Consider the following 20,079-nt stretch of genomic DNA (forward strand, 5'->3'; position numbering starts at 1 on the left):
AATGTCGTACACCTTCACCACCACCCAACTCAGCAAGATCAACAGCCTATTTACCGAGGCCAAGGACAAAGGGGCTGATGCCAAGGGTGCTTACGCCCAAGCCTACCAATACGTGGCCGATGTGCTGGCTGGCAAAGTGGATCAAGCACAGGGCCAGCCCGCGCCCTGGTCGCTGGGCAAAGATGTTCAGCAAGTGCAGCTGTGGTTTGCCGAAGCTGCTCGAGCCAATGCGGGCGAGGGCGCTTTTGCAACGCCGATCTGGGGGGACACCCAGACCCAGGCCGAGTTGCGAGGCCTGGGGCAGTTCAGCGACCAGAAGCTACAGTTGGCCTCCAATCAGGTCGGTTTCAATGCCTTCAGCGACATCATCGACCCACGTAACGAAGGCATCCTGCCTTCAATCACAGCCATCGAAAAAAATGAAGCAACAGTCGTTCAACGAGTTCTCTTGCCCGACGTCACCAACGCCACCAGTGACCCGTTGCTGGCCATGACTGGGGCGAGTTCGACCATCATCGGTGCGAACACCACCGTGCAAAAGCTGTCATTGTCCTTCGCTACTAACAGCACCAAATATTACTCTGCTGCCACGACCTCGAGCACGCAAGCGCCCAGTGTGGTCAACGGTGCTGAAGCTGTGAACACTGCCAGCTTCACTGGCACCACCCCCAACAACGCCAGCTTGGTGACCACGACCAGCGCGCACACGGCTAAACAGGCAGTGAGCAGCAATGCAACAGTGATCAGCAGCGCAGCCGTGAGCAGCAACGTAACCGTGAGCACCAACGCAACAGCTAGCAGCAACGCATCACTGAGCAGCAACGTAACCGTGAGCACCAACGCAACAGCTAGCAGCAACGCATCACTGAGCAGCAATGCAACAGTGAGCAGCAACGCAACACTGAGCACCAACGCAGCAGTGAGCAGCAACACAAGCACAACAGGCACCCTGGTGGCCAGCACTACCGATGGTTTGGGTACAAATGGAAGTTTGAATAGTTCTGCCACGGGCCTGGTTGTTGTGCAGGCGATTGAAGGCACTGACGCTGCAGATGTGCTTCTAGGCCAGAGCTTTGCCGATATTCTTTTGGGCGGTGCAGGCAATGACACCTTGGCGGGCGGTGGTGGACGGGACTTTTTGATGGGCGGCGCTGGTACGGATACCGCTGATTACAGCGCCACAGTCCGTGCGGTGGGCCAGACCCAAGGTGTTCGGGTGAACCTGCAATCGGGTCAGCAAGGCGAGCTGATTCAACGTGGCAGTTTTGTCAGTGGCACGGCCAGCATGCTGGCCCAGGGTGTGCGATTGGCAGATCTGGATGTGGAGGGCCTGAGTTTTGTGATGCAAGGCTCGTGGATCAACCATGGCAAGCCCATGTCGGGTCAGGCGATTTTGGTCAATCGCAATATTGAAGGTCAGGTGACTTTGTGGGCGGCCACGTTGGATGCCAGCATGACCAAGGCGGTGCAGTTGAAGCTGGTCGAAACCGAGCAAGGTGTGACTGTGCAGACCTTGCAAGCCAAGTACACCATCGGGAATGTCCTGGGTGGCAGTTTTAACTTCGACACATCGGGGACGGCTGCACCTGTGGCAAGTCGGACCCATGGTGGTGGTTATGGGGTTGCATCAGTCAGTGGCCAGACATGGGGTGACACCCTCAACAGTGTTGAAAACGTGACTGGCAGCGTTTATGACGATCAACTCACGGGAGATGCCCATGCCAACGTTTTGTTGGGCGGTGCAGGCAATGACACCCTGTCTGGCGGTGCGGGACGCGACGCCTTGATGGGTGGTGCTGGTATGGATGCCGCTGATTACAGCGCCACAGTCCGTGCTGCGGGCCAGACCCAAGGTGTTCGGGTGAACTTGGAAACCGGACAGCAAGACGAGCTGATTCAACGTAGCACTTTTGTCAGTGGCACGGCCAGCATGCTGGCCCAGGGTGTGCGATTGGCAGATCTGGATGTGGAGGGCTTGAGTTTTGTGATGCAAGGCTCGTGGATCAACCATGGCAAGCCCATGACGGGTCAGGCGATTTTGGTCAATCGCAATATTGAAGGTCAGGTGACTTTGTGGGCGGCCACGTTGGATGCCAGCATGACCAAGGCGGTGCAGTTGAAGCTGGTCGAAACCGAGCAGGGTGTAACTGTTCAGACCTTGCAAGCCAAGTACACCAACGGGAATGTCCTGGGTGGCAGTTTTAACTTCAACACATCAGGAACGGCTGCACCTGTGGCAAGTCAGACCCATGGTGGTGGTTATGGGGTTGCAGCAGTCAGTGGCCGAGCATGGGGTGACACGCTCAACAGTGTTGAAAACGTGACTGGCAGCGTTTATGACGATCAGCTCACGGGAGATGCCCATGCCAACGTCTTGTTGGGCGGCGCTGGCAATGACACGTTGACGGGCGGCTCCGGTGGTGACACTTATGTGTTGGCGCGGGGTGCGGGGAAAGACACCATTGTGGAGTCGGATGCCACAACTGGCAGTTTGGATATTGCCCAGTGGGACAGTTCGGTCAGTTCTTCTCAATTGTGGTTCAAGCGCTCGGGCAATGATTTGCAGGTCAGTGTGATCGGTACTGCCGATCAGGTGCTTGTACAAAACTGGTACAGCGGTTCGGCCAATCAGATTGAGCAGTTCAAGGCCGGTGATGGCAAGACGCTGTTGAACACGCAAGTCAATGCCTTGGTCAATGCCATGGCGACATTTGCACCGCCAGCCGCTGGCCAAACGACATTGGGCGCGAGCTATCAGACGGCCTTGTCTGCGACTTTGGCCGCCAACTGGAAGTGAGTTCGTGCAAGTGAGTTCGGCAGTCGATCAGGAGATTGCCACAGAACCGTTGCCTAGCCGCACAGGGCTGCCCGCTCTGTGCGCTTTGGCGCGGTTTCATCAGATCGCAGCTGACCCACAAACATTGGCCCATCAACTGGGCCTGTCGCCACACCATGCGGGTAAGCCAGCAGATTTGCTGCTGGCTGCAAAGCATTTGGGGCTCAAGGCCAAGTGGGTGAAGACCTCGCCTGAGCGGCTGTCTCGGGCACCCTTGCCTGCTTTGGCCTGGTTGGGGCATGAAGACGATGGTCACGCTGTGGTGCTGGCGCAAACCGACGGCAAGCAGGTCTTGGTGCAGGACTTTGAGTCGGACAGCAACGCAGGCCAAGAGGCTTCTCGCCCCATGGTGCTGGATGTGGCTGCATGGCAGCAGCGCGGTTGGTCCGGTCAGCTGATGCTGGTGACCAGTCGCGCCAGCCTGATGGGGGAATTGGCCAAATTTGATTTTTCCTGGTTCATTCCAGCGCTCATCAAATACCGCAAGCTGCTGGGTGAGGTGTTGCTCATCAGTTTCATGCTGCAGCTGTTTGGGCTTGTGAGTCCGCTGTTTTTTCAGGTGGTGATGGACAAGGTGCTGGTGCACAAGGGGCTGACAACCCTGGACGTTCTGATCATCGGCCTGGTGGTGGTGGTGGTGTTTGAGAGTGTGCTCAATGCGCTGCGCGGTTATGTGTTCAGCCACACCACGAGCCGCATGGATGTGGAGCTGGGGGCCAGGCTGTTTCGGCATTTGGTGCAGTTGCCGCTGGCGTACTTTCAGGCCAGGCGGGTGGGCGATTCGGTGGCACGGGTGCGCGAGCTGGAAAACATTCGCAGTTTTCTGACTGGCAATGCCATGACGGTGTTGCTGGATGTGGTGTTTTCGGTGGTGTTCATTGGGGTGATGTTTTGGTACAGCGTGCCGCTGACCTTGATTGCGTTGCTGAGCTTGCCTTTGTATGCGGCCTTGACGTTGGCCGTGGTGCCGGTGTTGCGAAGGCGACTGGATGAGAAGTTTGCCCGAGGGGCAGAAAACCAGGCCATGTTGGTGGAGACGGTCACGGGCATTCAGACGGTGAAGGCGGGGGCGCTGGAGCCTTCGTTTGCCAACCGCTGGGATCAACAATTGGCAGCCTATGTGGCGGCAAGCTTTCGCGTGCAAAACCTGGCGAACGTGGCGCATGAGGCCATCAACCTGATTGGCAAGTTGATCAATGCCGCCACCTTGTGGTGGGGCGCGCACCTTGTCATGGACGGGCAGCTCACGGTGGGGCAATTTGTGGCATTCAACATGTTTGCCGGTCGGGTGTCTCAGCCCATCATGCGCATGGCGCAGCTGTGGACGGATTTTCAGCAAACCGGCATTTCCATGGCCCGTTTGGGTGATATTTTGAACACGCGCACGGAGTTGCCACCTGTGCAATCGGCGGGCGCGGCGCAGCTGCCGCCCTTGCAAGGGCGTATCACTTTGGACCAGGTTTTATTCCGCTACCGGCCCGAGGCCAGCCCGGTGTTGCGGAGCTTGTCGGTGGATATTCGTTCTGGTGAAGTGTTGGGTATTGTGGGGCGCTCGGGCTCTGGCAAGAGCACTTTGACCAAACTGGTGCAGCGCCTGTATGTGCCCGAGAGTGGTCGGGTGCTGGTCGACGGCATGGACATCAGTCTGATCGATGCGGCGCAACTGCGCAGGCAAGTGGGTGTGGTGTTGCAAGAGAATTTGCTGTTCAACCGAAGTGTGCGCGAGAACATTGCGATTGCCGATCCGGCTGCTCCGTTGGAGTCAGTGGTTCGGGTGGCCCGCATGGCGGGTGCGCATGATTTCATCAGTGAGCTGCCCGAGGGTTATGACACGGTGGTGGGTGAACAAGGCAGCAGCCTTTCAGGGGGGCAGCGTCAACGCATCGCCATTGCCCGTGCCTTGTTCACAAATCCGCGAATTCTGATTTTGGACGAGGCCACGAGTGCGCTGGACTATGAGAGTGAGGCCATCATCCAGCGCAACATGGCCAGCATTTGCAAGGGGCGGACGGTGTTGATCATTGCGCACAGACTGAGCGCTGTGCGTGATGCCAACCGCATCATCGTGATGGACAAAGGGCAGATCGTTGAGGCGGGGGCGCACGATGAGTTGGTGGATCGCCCGCAGGGGCTGTATGCCTATTTGTGGCGCATGCAAGGGCAAGGGCCTGTTGCAGCAGGAGGGGCGGCATGACTGAGGGTTCAAGGCGTCACGCGCTCTATGAGTTGTGGGCGAGATACAGGGCGGTGTGGTCGGCCGTATGGGCTGATCGCAAACAATTGGATGGCCCGCCACGTTCAGAAGATGAAGTGGCGTTTTTACCCGCTGCTTTGAGTTTGCAGGAGACTCCGCCGCATCCCTTGCCGCGTCGTCTGGCGTGGTTGTTGATGATCTTGTTTGTGATTGCGCTGTTATGGGCCTGTTTGGGGAAGGTGGACATTGTGGCCGTGGCATCGGGGCGAATTGTGGTCTCGGATCGGACCAAGGTCATTCAGCCTTTGGAGGCCAGTGTGGTGCGCCAGGTTTTGGTCAAAGATGGTGACCATGTGAAAGCCGGTCAGGTGCTGGTGGAGCTGGATGCAACCATGGCCGAAGCGGATCTCAGCAGCGTTCGCGAGCAATTGCTGGCCGCCCTCAGTGATGAATTGCGGTCAAAGGCGCTGCTCAAGGCGCTCGAGGGTGGGCAACCTTCACTGCCTGATCAGTTTGATCAGGGCTTGTCTGCCGTGTTGTTGCGCCAGCAATTGCAAGCCGAGTGGCAAGACATCGTTTCAAAACGTGGAAAGTTACAGGCCGAAATCTTTCGCAAGCAAGCTGAGTTGGCGACTGCGCGTGAGCTGGTGACCAAGCTGGAGGCGACTGTTCCGCTGAGTCGTCAGCGGGAGACGGATTACCAAACCTTGGTGGGGCAGGGTTTTATTTCTGGGCACGCGACGCAAGACCGTACGCGTGAGCGCATTGAACTGGAGCGAGATTTGTCTGCGCAGCGTGCGCGTGTTTTGGAAGCGCAAGCGGGTCTGGCCGAGTCGAGCCAGGCACTGACGGCGTATCAGGCCGAAACCCGACGAACCTTGCACGAACGCCAGTTTGTCAGCAGCACCAAGCGAGCCCAGTTACAGGCCGAAGGTGCCAAGGCAGAGCAACGGGAGCGCTTGACTTTGCTCAAGGCACCAGTCAGTGGTGTCGTTCAGCAGTTGGCGATTCATTCGGTGGGCGGTGTCGTGACCAGTGCTCAGCCGCTGATGGTGCTTGTGCCTGATGCCGAAGAGGTGACTGCCTTGGTTCAGGTCGCCAATCTGGACATTGGTTTTGTGAACCCGGGCCAGGTGGCCGAAATCAAGCTTGAAACTTTTCCGTACACGCTATACGGGGCCGTTCCCGCACGGGTGACTGTGCTCGGTAGTGATGCGGTGACGGATGAAAAGACGGGTGTGTCCACGTATCCGGCTACTTTGACCTTAGAGCGCAAGCATATGCGGGTGGACGGTAAAGCGGTGTCCATCAGCCCAGGCATGAATGTGACGGCCGAAATCAAAACAGGTCAGCGTCGCATCATCGAATTTTTTCTGAGCCCCATTGTGAAGGCAGGCAGGGAGAGTTTGAGAGAGCGGTGAAAACCCAATGTGTCCCGCATGCAGTTGTCGGGGTCTTCGACCACCGACCTACGAAGACACGGTATTCCCGTAGGCACTCGGATAGTCCGACTACTTTCCCCGTAGGTCGGTACTCGCAGAGTCCGACTGCCTTACCCGTAGGTCGGCACTCGAAGAGTCCGACTACTTTCCGCGTAGGTCGGCACTCGCAGAGTCCGACTGCTTTCCGCGTAGGTCGGCACTCGAAGAGTCCGACTACTTTCCCCGTAGGTCGGCACTCGAAGAGTCCGACGACTTTCCGCGTAGGTCGGTACTCGAAGAGTCCGACGTTGTGTGCAGACCAGTAGCCTCCTTGCGCAGCACATGGGCATGCATGCAGTTGTCGGGGTCTTCGACCACCGACCTACGAAGACACGGTATTCCCGTCGGCACTCGCAGAGTCCGACGACTTTCCGCGTAGGTCGGCACTCGAAGAGTCCGACGTTGTGTGCAGGCAGTTAGCCTCGTTGCGCAGCACATTGGCTCGCATGCCCTTGTCGGGGTCTTCGACCACCGACCTAAAAAATGCTACTTGCCTCTGACACGGAAACTGCCGCGCTCAGTCTTGCGGCCTGAAGCCCAGGATGATGACGGGGGGCACGCGGCCATCGGTGTCTTTGGGCAGGATTTCGGTTTTGTCGATGGCGCGCAGCACGGCGTCGTCCCAGGCTTTGTTGCCGCTGCTTTGGGCGATGCGGCGGCTCGTGATGGTGCCGTCGGAGCTGACCCTGACTTCGACTTCGGCGCGTGGGTTGCCCACCACATCGCCGGGGTAGGTGATGTTGGGTTTGATGCGGCCCACCAAGCGGCCCGCATAGCTGGCCGAGGGGCCGGATGACTTGAGGGCCGAGCCTGTGGCGTTTTCGCCGCCTGAAGCACCGGCCATGCCTTGCATGCGTTTGAGGTTTTCCTGGCGCAGGGCGTCGGCGCGGGCGGCATCGGCTTTTTCAGCGGCTTTTTCAGCAGCCTTTTTCTTGTCGCGTTCTTTGTCTTCTTGCGCTTTTTTCTCTTTGGCCGCTTTTTCTTTTTCTTTCGCGGCTTTGTCTTTTTCCGCTTTGTCTTTGGCGGCTTTTTCTTCTTTTTCGCGCTGCAGGCGTTGCTGTTCGGCCTTGGCCTTGGCGGTTTTTTCCTTTTCAGCTTTTTCGGCTTCTTTCTTTTTTTCGAGTTGTTTTTGCTTGTCGAGCGCAATTTGGGCTTCGCGCCGCTCGATGGCGGGGTCGGGCGCTGGTGGCGGCGGTGGGGTGGGCTTGGCTTTGGGCGTGACAGGCTTGGGTTCTGGCTCGGGCTCGGGCTCGGGCTCGGGTGGGGGCTCTTGCAGTTTGGGGGCGGCCTCTTGGGGTGTGGCGGACCACAGTTCGGCTTGTGCTTGCACGGTTTGGGGTTGGGTTTTCCAGGCGGTGGCCAGGCCCAGGGCCAGGAACAGCAGCGCGTGCACCAGGCCTGCAGTGAGCCATGCTCTGCCCGCGCCGGGCTGAGGGGGCGGTGCAAATTCGAGGTGCGGGGCTGCCTTGGCGTTCAAAACCGAATCCTCAAGGGGCCAACTGGACCGACAGGCCCACACGGGCAATGCCTGCGCGTTGCAGGCTGTCCATGACTTTGACGACGGTTTCGTATTTCACGTTGCGGTCGGCGCTGATGACGACGGCGGTGTTTTGCTGGTCGCCCATCAGGCGCTGCACGCTGGCCGCCACGCTGCTCAGGGTGGCGCTGTCGGTTTTGCCGTCGCTGACCAGCTCCAGCCGTTCGTCTTTCTGGATGGTGATTTGGATGACTTTGTCGGGCTGCTTGGCGGCTTTGCCCACGCTGGGCAAATCAACCATGCTGGGCGTGATCATGGGGGCCGTGACCATGAAGATGATGAGAAGCACCAGCATCACGTCGATGAAGGGCACCATGTTGATTTCGGCGATGGTGCGGCGACCACGGCCTCGGCTGGAGACGGCTGGCATGGTGGCTGTCCTTTTCAGTGGCCGGAGGCCGAGCCGCTGGTGCCGCCCAGGCTGCGTTGCAGGATGTTGGAGAACTCTTCGATGAAGGTTTCCAGTTTGATGGCGATGCGGTCCACATCGTGCGAGAAGCGGTTGTAGGCGAGCACGGCCGGGATGGCGGCGAACAGGCCAATGGCAGTGGCCACCAGCGCTTCGGCGATGCCCGGAGCGACCACCGCCAACGTGACTTGCTGCAAGCTGGCCAAGCCGGTGAAGGCGTGCATGATGCCCCAGACGGTGCCAAACAAGCCGACATAAGGCGAGATGGAGCCGACCGAAGCAAGGAAGGCCAGTTGAGATTCGGCCACGTCCATTTCGCGCTGGAAGCTGGCGCGCATGGCGCGGCGTGCGCCGTCGAGCAGGGTGCCTGCGTCGCTGATGTGGCGCTCGCGCAGTTTTTGGTATTCGCGCATGCCGCTGGCAAAGATGCGTTCCATGGGGCCGGACAGTTTGGCGTTTTGGCTGGCGGAGTGGAACAGCTCGTTCAAACTGGTGCCAGACCAAAACACGCGCTCAAACTCTTCGTTGAGTTTTTTGATGCGCTTGATGGCACCGAGCTTGCGCACGATGGCCGCCCAGCTGGCCACAGATATCGTCAGCAGCAGCAAAACCACCAGTTGCACGACAAAACTGGCGTGCAGCAGCAGCGAGACGATGGACATGTCTTGGTTCATTTCAGGGCTTCCAGAACGGGGGCCGGGATGCGGCCGGGTTTCAAGGTGTGGCTGTCGACCCAGCCCAGGCGTATGGTGCCTTCGGCCAGGAGTCGGTCAGTTTGACCGGGGTTGCGCAGGACGGCGCGCTGGGCAATGGTCAGGCTGGCTTTGCCGCCGGTTTGCAGCTCGGCGGTCACGACCAGGGTGTCGTCCAGCCGGGCGGGCGAGTGGTATTTGACGGCGGTTTCACTCACGACAAACATGCCGCCCGATTGGTCGCGCAGCACCTGTTGGCCAAAGCCCAGGGCACGCAGCCATTCGGTACGGGCACGCTCAAAAAACTTGAGGTAGTTGGCATAAAACACGATGCCGCCCGCATCGGTGTCTTCCCAATAGATGCGGATGGGGTGTTCAAACAGGCTGGGGTTATCGCTGGTGCTGTTCATGGCTGCAACCAGGCTTTGAGGCGGGCGATGGCGGTGTGCAATTCGGCCATCGAGTTGGCGGTGGAAAAGCGGACAAAGCGGGCGGTTTGGTCGGTGCCAAAGTCGCGCCCGGGCGTGATGGCCACATGGGCGTGTTGCAGAGCGGCAAAGGCAAAGTCCCAGCTGTCTTTGAGGCCCAGTTTTTGGCAGGCGGCGCTGCAGTCGGCCCAAGCGTAAAACGCGCCATCGGGGGCGACTGGAACGGTCAGGCCCAGCTCGTTGAGGGCCGGCAGAAAATAGTCACGCCGCGCTTTGAATTCGGCGCGGCGGCGCTCGTATTCGGCCAGGCTCTCGGGCTCAAAACAAGCCAAGGCCGCTTGTTGTGCCACGGTGCTGGCACAAATGAACAGGTTTTGCGCCAAACGCTCCAGCACGGGGGTGAGCTGCTCTGGTACCACCAGCCAGCCCAGACGCCAGCCGGTCATGTTGAAGTATTTGCTGAAGCTGTTAATGCTGATGACGTCGTCGCCCAGGGCCAGGGCGCTTTGGCCGAACTGGTCGTCGTGGCTCAGGCCCAGGTAAATCTCGTCGATCAGGGTGATGCCGCCGTGGCTGCGCACCACGTCAAGGATGCGGGCCAGCTCGGCCGGGTCGATGGACGTGCCCGTGGGGTTGGAGGGCGAGGCCAGCAAGACGCCACGGGTGTTGGGGCCCCAGGCGGCGGCCACTTTGGCAGCGCTCAATTGAAAACGCTCTTCGGCTGTGGTGGGCAGCAAGACCGCTGTGCCCTCGGCCGCGCTCACAAAGTGGCGGTTGCAGGGGTAGCTCGGGTCGGGCATGAGGATTTCATCGCCCCGGTCAATCAGCGCCAGGCAGGCCAATTGCAAAGCTGCCGATGCGCCCGCAGTGACCACGATGCGGCTGGCGGGCACTTGCACGCCAAAGCGCTGCGCGTACCAGCCGCTGATGGCCTGCCGCAGGGCGTCCATGCCCAGCGCGGGGGTGTATTGTGTTTGGCCGGAGGCGACCACGGCCTGAGCAGCGGCTTTTACGCGGGGCGGGGCGGTGAAGTCGGGCTCGCCAATGTTCAGAAACACCACGGGCCGGTCGGTGTGCGCGACCTCGCGGGCTTTTTGCGATGCGGCTTTGGCCACTTCCATCACCCAAAAGGGCTCGATCCGCTCGGCTCGCTCAGAGATGCGCATGGTGTGGGCTTTTATTTGGCGCGGCCGGACTGGCGGTCGGCTTGCACTTCGGCGCTGCGCAGTTCGGGGGCCAGGCCGTTCAGCACGGCGTTCACATACTTGTGCCCGTCGGTGCCGCCAAAGTCCTTGGCCAGCTCGATGCACTCGTTGAGCACCACGCGCCATGGCACGTCCAGGCAGTGCTGCATTTCGTACACGCCGATCCACATGATGGCCCGCTCGACAGGCGAGATTTCGGCAAAGCTGCGGTCCAGCTTGGGCGCGATCAGGGCGTCCAGCGCCTGGGCTTGCTCCACACAACCATAGAGCAGGGCGTCGTAGTGGGCCGAGTCGGCTTTGTGAAAGCCTGAGAGGTCGCGGGTGAAGACATCGATGTCGGCCGCTTCGTTGCGACCCACCAGGTGCTGGTAAAGCGCCTGCAAAGCAAACTCACGCGAGCGGCTGCGGGCGGGTTTAGCCGATGATTTGCGCGTGCCAGCGGCAGGCTTTTGGCCTGCGTCTGTGGTGCCCGGTGTGGGGGTGGCTTCGGTCATCAAGCGTTCTCTTCGTCGTCAAAATCATCGGCCAGCTCGGCCATGTCGGCAGACAGGTCGTCCATGATGCAGGCCATCTCGACCGCCACGCGGGCTGCGTCGCGGCCTTTTTCGGTTTGGCGCACGATGGCTTGTTCCAGGTTCTCGGTGGTCAGGATCGCATTGGCAATCGGCAGGTTGTAGTCCAGCGACACGCGGCTCACACCGGCACCGGATTCGTTGGCGACCAGCTCAAAGTGGTAAGTCTCGCCACGGATGATGCAGCCCAGCGCGATCAGCGCGTCGTATTCGGAGCGCTCGGCCATGGCCTGCAGGGCCACGGGTACTTCCAAAGCGCCGGGCACCATGACGTGGTCGATGCTGGTCACGCCCAGGGCTTCGAGCTCTGCGATGCAGGCTTTGGCCAGGGCATTGGTGATGTCTTCGTTGAAGCGGGCTTGCACGATGCCGATGTGCAGAAATTGGCCGTCGAGTTCTTCGGCTTGACCTTTGTTGGCTTCGAGCATGTTTATTCCTTGGAGATGTAAGCGGTGATTTCGAGGCCGTAGCCGGTCATGCTGGGCATGCGGCGCGGCTGGCCCATGAGGCGCATTTTGTGCACGCCACATTCGCGCAAAATTTGTGCGCCCACGCCGTAGGTGCGCAGGTCCATCTTGCCGCGCTCGGGCGCTTGGGCTGAGCGGGCACGGCCTTCAAACTGGGCCAGCAATTGGTCTGCTGACTCGCCGCAGTTGAGCAGCACGGCCACGCCGCAGCCTTGGGCGTTGATGTATTTCAGGCTCGCGTCCAGGCTCCAGGAGTGCATGGCGCGGTTGACTTCCAGCGCATCGAGCACCGACAGGGGCTCGTGCACGCGCACGGCCACTTCAGAGTCGGCCGACCATTGGCCTTTGACCAGGGCCAGGTGAACGGTCTGGCTGGGCTGGTCGCGAAAAGCATGGGCGGTGAATTCGCCGTGGGCGGTTTGCAGGCTGCGGCTGCCGATGCGCTCGACCAGCGATTCGTTGCGGCTGCGGTACTCGATCAGGTCGGCGATGGTGCCGATTTTCAGGCCGTGCTCGGCCGCGAAAATTTGCAGATCGGGCAGGCGGGCCATGGTGCCGTCGTCTTTCATGATCTCGCAGATCACCGATGAGGGGCTGCATCCAGCCATGGCGGCCAGGTCGCAACCGGCTTCGGTGTGGCCCGCGCGCATGAGCACGCCGCCGTCGACCGCTTGCAGCGGGAAGATGTGGCCGGGTTGCACCAGGTCGGTGGGCTGGCTGGCCTTGGCCACGGCCGCTTGCACGGTGCGTGCGCGGTCGGCGGCCGAGATGCCGGTGGTCACGCCTTCGGCAGCTTCAATCGACACGGTAAAGGCCGTGCTGTAGACGGTGCCGTTGCGAGCCGCCATGGGTGGGAGCTTGAGGAATTCGCAGCGCTCACGGGTGAGCGTCAGGCAAATCAGGCCCCGGCCAAAACGGGCCATGAAGTTGATGGCTTCGGGGGTGACGTGGTCAGAGGCCAGCACCAAGTCGCCTTCGTTTTCGCGGTCTTCCTCGTCGACCAGGATCACGATGCGGCCGGCTTTCATCTCGGCCACGATCTCTTCGACGGGCGAAATTGCCACGGGTGTCAGTTGCGCTGGGGCGTTCATGCGGGGTCCTTCTGGATCAGGCCTGCGCTGAGCATGCGCTCCACGTAGCGGGCCACGGTGTCGATTTCGAGGTTGACCCGGCTGCCCGCTTGGAGGCTGCCGAGGGCGGTGTTGTCCACGGTGTGGGGGATGAGATTGATGCTGATCTCGCAGCCATTCGCCAAATCGGCCACCTTGTTCACCGTCAGGCTCACGCCGTTGACGGTGATCGAGCCTTTGTAGGCCAGGTATTTGGCCAGGGCCAGCGTGGCCAGGATGCGCAGTTCCCAGCTTTCACCAATTTGCTCGAAATGGCTGATTTGGCCCACGCCGTCCACATGGCCTGACACGATGTGCCCGCCCAGTCGGTCGTTGGCACGCAGTGCTTTTTCGAGGTTGACGGTGCCTTGCTGGTCCAAGCCACTGGTTTTATTCAGCGATTCGGCCGAGATGTCGATGGTGAACTGACGGCTCTCGGGGCTGAAGGTGGTGACGGTCATGCAAGCGCCGTTGAGGGCGATGCTGTCGCCCAGGCCCACATCGTCAAGGTACCCGGCGGGGGCCTCGATGGTGAGGCGCTTGCCGTGGTGTAAAGAGCGACCCAGGTCGTGGATGGCGACGATTCGCCCCACGCCGGTGATGATTCCGGTGAACATAGCCGTGTATTTTCGCAGGTAAAGAGGGTGAATCGGCTGGTGGTGCAAGAAAAATGCACCCATTCCAGGGTTTCAGGCGCTGGCTTGACGCTCGAAAAGCTCAGGGTTAACCAAGGCGACAAGCGCCAAAGTGTGTGCCTAAAATGGTGCATTGCAGCAGATTTTTCATGATCTGCCTGTCACCAGGAGTTTTCTTTGCCGGTCAAGCCCTCAGTCAAGTCTGTCAATTCGACCAAGCCCCCTCGGACTTCCCAGAAGGTGCGCACACCCGATTCGCCGCCCGCAGCCGGAGCCGTTCGGACGATCAAAAAATACCCCAATCGGCGTTTGTACGACACGCAAACTTCCACCTACGTGACTTTGGCCGAGATCAAGAAGCTGGTCATGGCCGCTTCACCTTTGGTGGTGCTGGATGCCAAAAGCGGCGAAGACCTGACGCGTTCCATCTTGCTGCAGATCATTTTGGAAGAGGAGTCTGCGGGCGTGCCCATGTTCAGCGAAGCGGTGTTGTCCAACATCATTCGTTTTTATGGCCATGCCATGCAGGGGCACATGGGCGCTTATCTGGAGAACCATGTCCAGTCCTTCATGGATTGGCAAAGCAAACTCGGCGAGTCCAGTCCGGCTCTGAGCCCTGAGGTCTGGACAAAGTTCATGCAGTGGCAGACCCCGTTGATGCAGAACATGTTTTCCGGGTTGGCCAATCCCTCGCAAAACGTCGTGACGCAGATGCAGGACCAGATGCAAAAGCAGATCCAGAAGAACACGGAGCAGCTGCTGGGCGTCATGGGTTTGAGGGCCTGAAGATCGCTTCATGCCCTTTTGTGACAAGCCAGTCGTTTTTGCGGGGACAATGTGGGCATGAGTGAAATGACTGCAACTGCCCCCATCCCAACCCCTAAAGTGGGTTTTGTCAGCTTGGGCTGCCCCAAAGCGCTGACCGATTCCGAACTGATCCTGACGCAACTGAGCGCCGAGGGTTACCAGACTTCCAAGACCTTCGAAGGCGCGGATCTGGTCATTGTCAACACCTGTGGCTTCATTGACGAAGCCATCCAGGAAAGCCTGGACACGATTGCCGAGGCCCTGAATGAGAACGGCAAAGTGATCGTGACCGGCTGCTTGGGCGCCAAAACAGGCGAGGGCGGTGGCAACATGGTCCTGGAAATGCACCCCAGCGTGCTGGCCGTGACTGGGCCTCACGCCACGCAAGAGGTGATGGACGCGGTGCACACCCATTTGCCCAAGCCCCATGATCCCTTTCTCGATCTGGTGCCCGGTGGTTTTGGCGAAGCCGGCCTCAAGCTCACGCCGCGTCACTACGCTTACCTGAAGATCAGTGAAGGCTGCAACCACCGCTGCACGTTTTGCATCATCCCTTCCATGCGCGGCGATTTGGTGTCGCGCCCGATTGGCGATGTGCTCAAGGAAGCCCAAGCCCTGTTTGAAGGCGGCGTGAAAGAGTTGTTGGTCATCAGCCAGGACACGTCGGCTTATGGCGTGGATGTGAAATACCGCACAGGTTTTTGGGACGGCAAGCCGGTCAAAACCCGCATGCTGGAGTTGGTGCAGACCCTGGGCGAAATGGCCCGCGCGCACGGTGCCTGGGTGCGTTTGCACTACGTCTATCCCTACCCGAGCGTGGACGACATCATTCCTTTGATGGCGCAGGGCTTGGTGTTGCCGTATCTGGATGTGCCTTTCCAGCACAGCCACCCCGATGTGCTCAAGCGCATGAAGCGCCCAGCCAGCGGTGAAAGGAACCTGGAGCGCATTCAACGCTGGCGCGAGATGTGCCCTGAGCTGGTGATTCGCAGCACTTTCATTGCCGGTTTTCCAGGTGAAACCGAAGAAGAGTTTGCGCACTTGCTGGACTTTTTGCGGGAAGCGCAAATCGATCGCGCAGGTTGCTTTGCTTACAGCCCTGTCAAAGGAGCCACGGCCAATGATTTGCCGGGCATGTTGCCCGAGGCCTTGCGAGAAGAGCGCCGTGCGCGATTCATGGCGGTGGCCGAGGAGGTTTCCATCGCTCGCTTGCACCAGCGTGTGGGCTCCAGCATGCAGGTCTTGGTGGATTCGGCACCCGCCATGGGGCGTCGCGGCGGGGTGGGTCGCAGCTATGGTGATGCGCCGGAGATCGATGGTGTGGTGCGTTTGTTGCCGCCTGAGAAGATCAGCAAAACACTCAAAGTGGGTGAGTTCACCCGAGCGCGCATTGTGGGCGTGGAAGGTCACGACTTGGTGGGGATGCCGGTTTGATGCGCCAGGGGCTGGCCAGCATTTGGGCTGGCGGCTTGAGCCGCGTTTGGGGTGCCCTGAAGATGGGCAACAAAAAAGCCGTTGATGAGGCATCAACGGCTTTAAATTGTTTGGTTTTGGTGCCCAGAAGAGGACTCGAACCTCCACGCCTCTCAGCGCTAGTACCTGAAACTAGTGCGTCTACCAATTCCGCCATCTGGGCATCTCAGGAAGCTTTGAATTGTAGGGTATTCAGGAGACGTTTTTGCCGCCAACTTGAAAAAAGCGTGTTGTTTTTGAATTCTCAAAATCTGGCCAAGAAAAAAGCCGATGACTTGTGGTCATCGGCTTTTTTTGTCATCTTATTTGTATAAGATTGGTGCCCAGAAGAGGACTCGAACCTCCACGCCTCTCAGCGCTAGTACCTGAAACTAGTGCGTCTACCAATTCCGCCATCTGGGCATCTCAGGAATCCAAGGATTGTATATTAAAAAATTAGCTCCAACCAGCGGGATGCTGGAAGAAATTGAAGGTCAGGTGCAGGGTCACCGCGATGGCCACGGCTTTTTTATTCGTGACGATGGCGAAGCCGACATCTACCTGCCTCCCAACGAAATGCGTGCGGTATTGCACAAGGATCGGCTGAAGGTTCGTGTGGTTCGCCAGGATCGAAAAGGTCGGCCCGAAGGACGAGTGGTTGAGATCATTGAGCGCCCCGAGCAGCCCATCATTGGCCGATTGCTGCAAGAAAGCGGTTTGTGGCTGGTGGCACCTGAAGACAAACGCTATGGGCAAGATGTGCTGATTCCCAAAGGCGCGACGGGCACAGCCAAGCCTGGTCAGGTGGTGGTGGTCGAGTTGACCGAGCCGCCAGCCTTGTTTGGCCAGCCGGTGGGGCGAGTCAAAGAGGTCTTGGGGGAGATTGATGATCCGGGCATGGAGATTGAAATCGCCGTGCGCAAATACAGCGTGCCGCACGAGTTTTCTGCGGGTTGCCTGGAGCAGGCCAAAGGTTTGCCTGACAAGGTGCTGGCCAAGGACCGCAAGGACCGGATCGATTTGCGCGATGTGCCTTTGGTCACGATTGATGGTGAAGATGCCCGCGACTTTGACGATGCGGTGTATTGCGAACCAGCCAAAGTGGGGCGTGGCAAAGGTTGGCGTTTGCTGGTGGCCATTGCCGATGTGAGCCACTATGTGCAAACCGGCAGTGCCATTGACATTGATGCGTATGACCGTGCCACCAGCGTGTATTTTCCCCGCCGTGTCATTCCCATGTTGCCGGAAAAGTTGTCCAACGGTCTGTGCTCATTGAACCCGGATGTGGATCGCTTGTGCATGGTCTGCGACATGCTGGTCAATGCCAAGGGGGATGTTCATGCGTATCAGTTTTACCCGGCGGTGATGCACAGCCATGCACGCTTCACCTATACCGAAGTGGCCGCGATTTTGAGCAACACCCGTGGCCCTGAAGCGCTCAAGCGCAAGGACAGAGTGAGCGATTTGCTGAATTTGCAGGACGTTTACAAAGCCTTGTTGGCTTCGCGTGCGGTGCGCGGTGCGGTGGACTTTGAAACTACCGAAACGCAGATCGTTTGCGACGAGAGCGGGCGGATTGAAAAGATCGTGCCGCGCGTGCGCAATGAGGCGCACCGCCTGATTGAAGAAGCCATGCTGGCGGCCAACGTCTGCAGCGCCGACTTCATTCAACAGGGTAAGCACCCGGGCTTGTTTCGGGTGCACGAAGGCCCCACGGCTGAGAAAAAAGACATTCTGCGCAATTACCTCAAGGCCATGGGCCTGGGCTTGAGCATCAGCGATGATCCGCACACGTCTGAATTTCAGAAAATCGCTCAAGCGACCAAGGACCGTCCGGACGCTCAGCAGATCCACACCATGCTGCTGCGTTCCATGCAGCAAGCCATATACACCCCGGTCAACAGTGGGCATTTTGGTTTGGCCTATGAGGCGTACACCCATTTCACCAGTCCGATTCGGCGTTATCCGGATTTGCTGGTTCACCGGGTGATCAAGTCGATTTTGCTGGGCCGCAAATACCAGTTGCCTCGATTGCCAGTTCCCGGCGAGGCACACGCCAAGCTGACCAAGCGCCTCGAAAAGAGCAAGGCGGCCAAGGGGCAGACCGAGTCTTCGGCACCACGCGTTCACATGACGGCCGCTGACCAGCAGGCGTGGGAGGCGGCGGGCCTGCATTGCAGTGCCAACGAGCGCCGCGCCGACGAGGCCAGCCGCGATGTGGAGGCTTGGCTCAAATGCAAGTACATGCGCGAACACCTGGGCGAGGAATACGGTGGCGTGGTGTCTGCGGCTACCAGCTTCGGGATTTTCGTGACCCTGGATTCGCTGTATGTCGAGGGGTTGGTGCACATCACGGAACTGGGCGGGGAGTATTTCCGCTTTGACGAACTGCGCCAGGAATTACGCGGCGAACGCACAAGCATACGTTATGCGATTGGCTCACGCGTTCAGGTGCAGGTCAGTCGGGTCGATCTGGATGGTCGCAAGATTGATTTTCGTCTGGTCCAACCGGGTGAGGATTTGTTGCCGCGCGCCATGCGGGACAAGGGCTTGCCAGCGCCGCCAGAGGGGGCTCGCGGCACCAAGCGCAAAGTGGTGGATCGTCGTCTGGCGGATGCAGAACGAAACCGTTCGCCCATCCAGGCCCTCAAGGCTTCGGTGAAAAAGGCAGGCGTCAAAAAGCAGGCGAGCAAGAAAAAGAGCCCAAGACCCAGCAAGTCGCGCCGCTGAAAGCCCGGCTGGGCATTTCAGCGCAAACTGCTGGCCAATCGGCTGGCGGTCAGCGCTGTGTGCTCGGGCCATTCATCGGCAAGCGCCCCGTGCTGATGCACGGCTGAGCAAGCGGCTTCGAATGCGCTCATGCCCTGCGCCAGACGTGCGCCCATCAAACCCGCCAGAACGTCGCCTGTGCCGCCTGTGGCCAGCTTGCCGTTGCCGGTGGTGTTGATCCGGGGTGTTTGCCCTGGGGCCGCAATCACCGTTCCCGAGCCTTTCAACACCACGGTGCAGTGGAGCCAATCAGCCAAGTCTTGGGCTGCTTTCAGGCGGTTGTTCTGGATGTCGCTGCTGGTGGTCTTGAGCAGTCGGGCTGCTTCAAGGGGGTGCGGGGTGATCACGGTGGGCTGGTTTGCCGACCTTTGTTGTAGCAGGCTTTGCAGGTGGGCGTCTTGGGCCAAGGCGTTCAGGGCATCGGCATCCAGCACCAGTCGGGCGCTGCCTTGCAGAACTTCGGGCATGACGGCGATCACGGCTTGCCCTCCGCCACAGCCGCAGACCACAGATGATGTGTACAGGCTCAAACTTGACCAGTCGCGGCGCATCACATCGCTGGGGATGTCCGTGCAGGGGGCGTCATCGAGCAGGTGGAGCATGACGCGGCCTGCACCGGCATGCAGGCTGGCCGTGGCGGCAAGTACCGCTGCGCCGGTCATGCCCATGCCGCGCCGTGCCATGGATTCACCGCCGATGACCACCACATCACCATGACTGCCTTTGTGGCTGGCGTGGCTTTTGGTCAAGGTTGAGGGGCGCGGGTTCAAGCAGGCCTGAGGTGTTGTGTCGGTGGGCGGTCTGTGGGTGGGGCCTGCCAGGGTGTCCAGCCAGATGTGGCCACACAAGTCCCGGCCATGGCCCATGAACATGCCGGGTTTTGCGGCGATGAAAGTCAGGGTGTGTTCGGCATGAATGGCTTGTGGCTCGGCATCCACGCAGCCCAGCAGCTGACCGGATTCAGGGTTCAGACCCGTGGGAATGTCCAGGGCCAGGATGTGCGCTTGGGCGTTGTTGATGGCCTGAATCCAGGAGCGCATGGCCTGTGACAGGGGGCGGCTGGCCCCCAGCCCCAGCAGGGCGTCGATGCACAGGTCTTCTTCGGTCATGCTTTGAAGGTCGTTCCAGGGCATGTGCTGCGTGATGTGAATGCCTGTCTGCTTGGCCCGCTGCCAGGCCGACCGGGCATCTGCAGGCAGGGCTTCAGGCTCACCGAGCAAGCTGACGATCACAGATTTTCCCCACTGGTGCAAATGGCAAGCGGCTGCCAGGCCATCGCCGCCGTTGTTGCCAGGGCCCGCAGCAATCCAGATGCGCTGGGCATGCGGCGCGATCGACAGGGCCAGTTGCGCGGCTGCCAGGCCCGCTTTGTCCATCAATGGGCTCGGGCTGCTGCGTTGCAGGCTTCCTTCGAGCATGCGCATGCCCTCGTTGTTAAAAACAGGCCAACAGGCGGTGGCGCTCAGGCGCTGCATGTGTGTCACTT

General features: G+C 59.8%; 16 protein-coding genes and 2 tRNA genes. 6 read left to right on the forward strand and 12 right to left on the reverse strand.

The window, feature by feature from the left end; translation table 11 throughout:
* The first annotated feature begins 1 nt into the window (after position 1).
* From H663_RS42365 to H663_RS23280, 3 genes are read left to right on the forward strand one after another with little or no spacing between them, the layout of a single operon-like run.
* Positions 2 to 2,797: a calcium-binding protein gene (locus H663_RS42365; protein WP_053176652.1), complete on the forward strand. Its 2,796-nt coding sequence runs from the start codon at positions 2 to 4 to the stop codon at positions 2,795 to 2,797.
* 10 nt (positions 2,798 to 2,807) lie between these two features.
* A complete protein-coding gene (locus H663_RS23275) occupies positions 2,808 to 5,030 on the forward strand; it encodes a type I secretion system permease/ATPase (RefSeq protein WP_053177035.1) in 2,223 nt (740 codons plus the stop codon).
* Complete coding sequence (locus tag H663_RS23280) at positions 5,027 to 6,451, forward strand: HlyD family type I secretion periplasmic adaptor subunit (protein ID WP_053176649.1); 1,425 nt, start codon at positions 5,027 to 5,029, stop codon at positions 6,449 to 6,451. The genes H663_RS23275 and H663_RS23280 overlap by 4 nt, the downstream gene beginning before the upstream one ends.
* 577 nt (positions 6,452 to 7,028) lie before the next feature.
* Here the strand turns inward: H663_RS23280 and tolA are convergent.
* Genes tolA through H663_RS23325 form a run of 9 tightly spaced genes read right to left on the reverse strand, consistent with a single transcriptional unit; the run spans position 7,029 to position 13,547 of the window.
* On the reverse strand, positions 7,029 to 7,988 hold the full coding sequence (tolA, locus tag H663_RS23285) for a cell envelope integrity protein TolA (RefSeq protein ID WP_053176647.1): 960 nt from the start codon (positions 7,986 to 7,988) through the stop codon (positions 7,029 to 7,031).
* A gap of 10 nt (positions 7,989 to 7,998) precedes the next feature.
* Entirely contained in the window at positions 7,999 to 8,418 is a 420-nt protein-coding gene (gene tolR, locus H663_RS23290; protein ID WP_053176645.1) for a protein TolR, read from the reverse strand.
* Between the two features lie 14 nt (positions 8,419 to 8,432).
* Positions 8,433 to 9,131, reverse strand: coding sequence for a protein TolQ (gene tolQ, locus H663_RS23295; protein WP_053176643.1), 699 nt, complete (start codon positions 9,129 to 9,131; stop codon positions 8,433 to 8,435).
* Positions 9,128 to 9,559 (reverse strand): tol-pal system-associated acyl-CoA thioesterase, encoded by a 432-nt coding sequence (ybgC, locus tag H663_RS23300; RefSeq protein WP_053176641.1) that lies wholly within the window; start codon positions 9,557 to 9,559, stop codon positions 9,128 to 9,130. Before ybgC ends, tolQ begins: the two co-directional genes overlap by 4 nt.
* Positions 9,556 to 10,743: a pyridoxal phosphate-dependent aminotransferase gene (locus H663_RS23305; protein WP_053176639.1), complete on the reverse strand. Its 1,188-nt coding sequence runs from the start codon at positions 10,741 to 10,743 to the stop codon at positions 9,556 to 9,558. The genes ybgC and H663_RS23305 overlap by 4 nt, the downstream gene beginning before the upstream one ends.
* Positions 10,744 to 10,754: 11 nt before the next feature.
* Positions 10,755 to 11,276: a transcription antitermination factor NusB gene (gene nusB, locus H663_RS23310; RefSeq protein ID WP_053176637.1), complete on the reverse strand. Its 522-nt coding sequence runs from the start codon at positions 11,274 to 11,276 to the stop codon at positions 10,755 to 10,757.
* Positions 11,276 to 11,782: a 6,7-dimethyl-8-ribityllumazine synthase gene (gene ribH / locus H663_RS23315; RefSeq protein WP_053176635.1), complete on the reverse strand. Its 507-nt coding sequence runs from the start codon at positions 11,780 to 11,782 to the stop codon at positions 11,276 to 11,278. Before ribH ends, nusB begins: the two co-directional genes overlap by 1 nt.
* A gap of 2 nt (positions 11,783 to 11,784) precedes the next feature.
* Positions 11,785 to 12,912 carry a bifunctional 3,4-dihydroxy-2-butanone-4-phosphate synthase/GTP cyclohydrolase II gene (gene ribBA, locus H663_RS23320; protein ID WP_053176633.1) on the reverse strand — a complete coding sequence of 376 codons (1,128 nt, stop codon included), beginning with the start codon at positions 12,910 to 12,912 and terminating at the stop codon, positions 11,785 to 11,787.
* On the reverse strand, positions 12,909 to 13,547 hold the full coding sequence (locus tag H663_RS23325) for a riboflavin synthase (RefSeq protein WP_053176631.1): 639 nt from the start codon (positions 13,545 to 13,547) through the stop codon (positions 12,909 to 12,911). Before H663_RS23325 ends, ribBA begins: the two co-directional genes overlap by 4 nt.
* 258 nt (positions 13,548 to 13,805) lie before the next feature.
* Here H663_RS23325 and phaR point away from each other — a divergent pair, with 258 nt between their 5' ends.
* Entirely contained in the window at positions 13,806 to 14,351 is a 546-nt protein-coding gene (gene phaR, locus H663_RS23330; RefSeq protein WP_053177033.1) for a polyhydroxyalkanoate synthesis repressor PhaR, read from the forward strand.
* A gap of 57 nt (positions 14,352 to 14,408) precedes the next feature.
* Positions 14,409 to 15,806 (forward strand): 30S ribosomal protein S12 methylthiotransferase RimO, encoded by a 1,398-nt coding sequence (gene rimO / locus H663_RS23335; protein WP_053176630.1) that lies wholly within the window; start codon positions 14,409 to 14,411, stop codon positions 15,804 to 15,806.
* Between the two features lie 117 nt (positions 15,807 to 15,923).
* Here rimO and H663_RS23340 read toward each other — a convergent pair.
* Both H663_RS23340 and H663_RS23345 read right to left on the reverse strand, forming a co-directional pair.
* A tRNA-Leu gene (locus H663_RS23340) sits at positions 15,924 to 16,008 on the reverse strand.
* Between the two features lie 154 nt (positions 16,009 to 16,162).
* A tRNA-Leu gene (locus tag H663_RS23345) sits at positions 16,163 to 16,247 on the reverse strand.
* 51 nt (positions 16,248 to 16,298) lie between these two features.
* On the opposite strand from H663_RS23345, the gene rnr reads away from it, so the two are divergent.
* Positions 16,299 to 18,554 carry a ribonuclease R gene (gene rnr, locus H663_RS23350; RefSeq protein ID WP_116695797.1) on the forward strand — a complete coding sequence of 752 codons (2,256 nt, stop codon included), beginning with the start codon at positions 16,299 to 16,301 and terminating at the stop codon, positions 18,552 to 18,554.
* 17 nt (positions 18,555 to 18,571) lie between these two features.
* Here the strand turns inward: rnr and H663_RS23355 are convergent, their stop codons facing one another.
* A complete protein-coding gene (locus H663_RS23355; RefSeq protein ID WP_053176628.1) occupies positions 18,572 to 20,068 on the reverse strand; it encodes a bifunctional ADP-dependent NAD(P)H-hydrate dehydratase/NAD(P)H-hydrate epimerase in 1,497 nt (498 codons plus the stop codon).
* Positions 20,069 to 20,079 lie beyond the last annotated feature (11 nt).

Source organism: Limnohabitans planktonicus II-D5, from assembly GCF_001270065.2.
GTDB classification, from domain to species: Bacteria; Pseudomonadota; Gammaproteobacteria; order Burkholderiales; family Burkholderiaceae_C; genus Limnohabitans_A; species Limnohabitans_A planktonicus.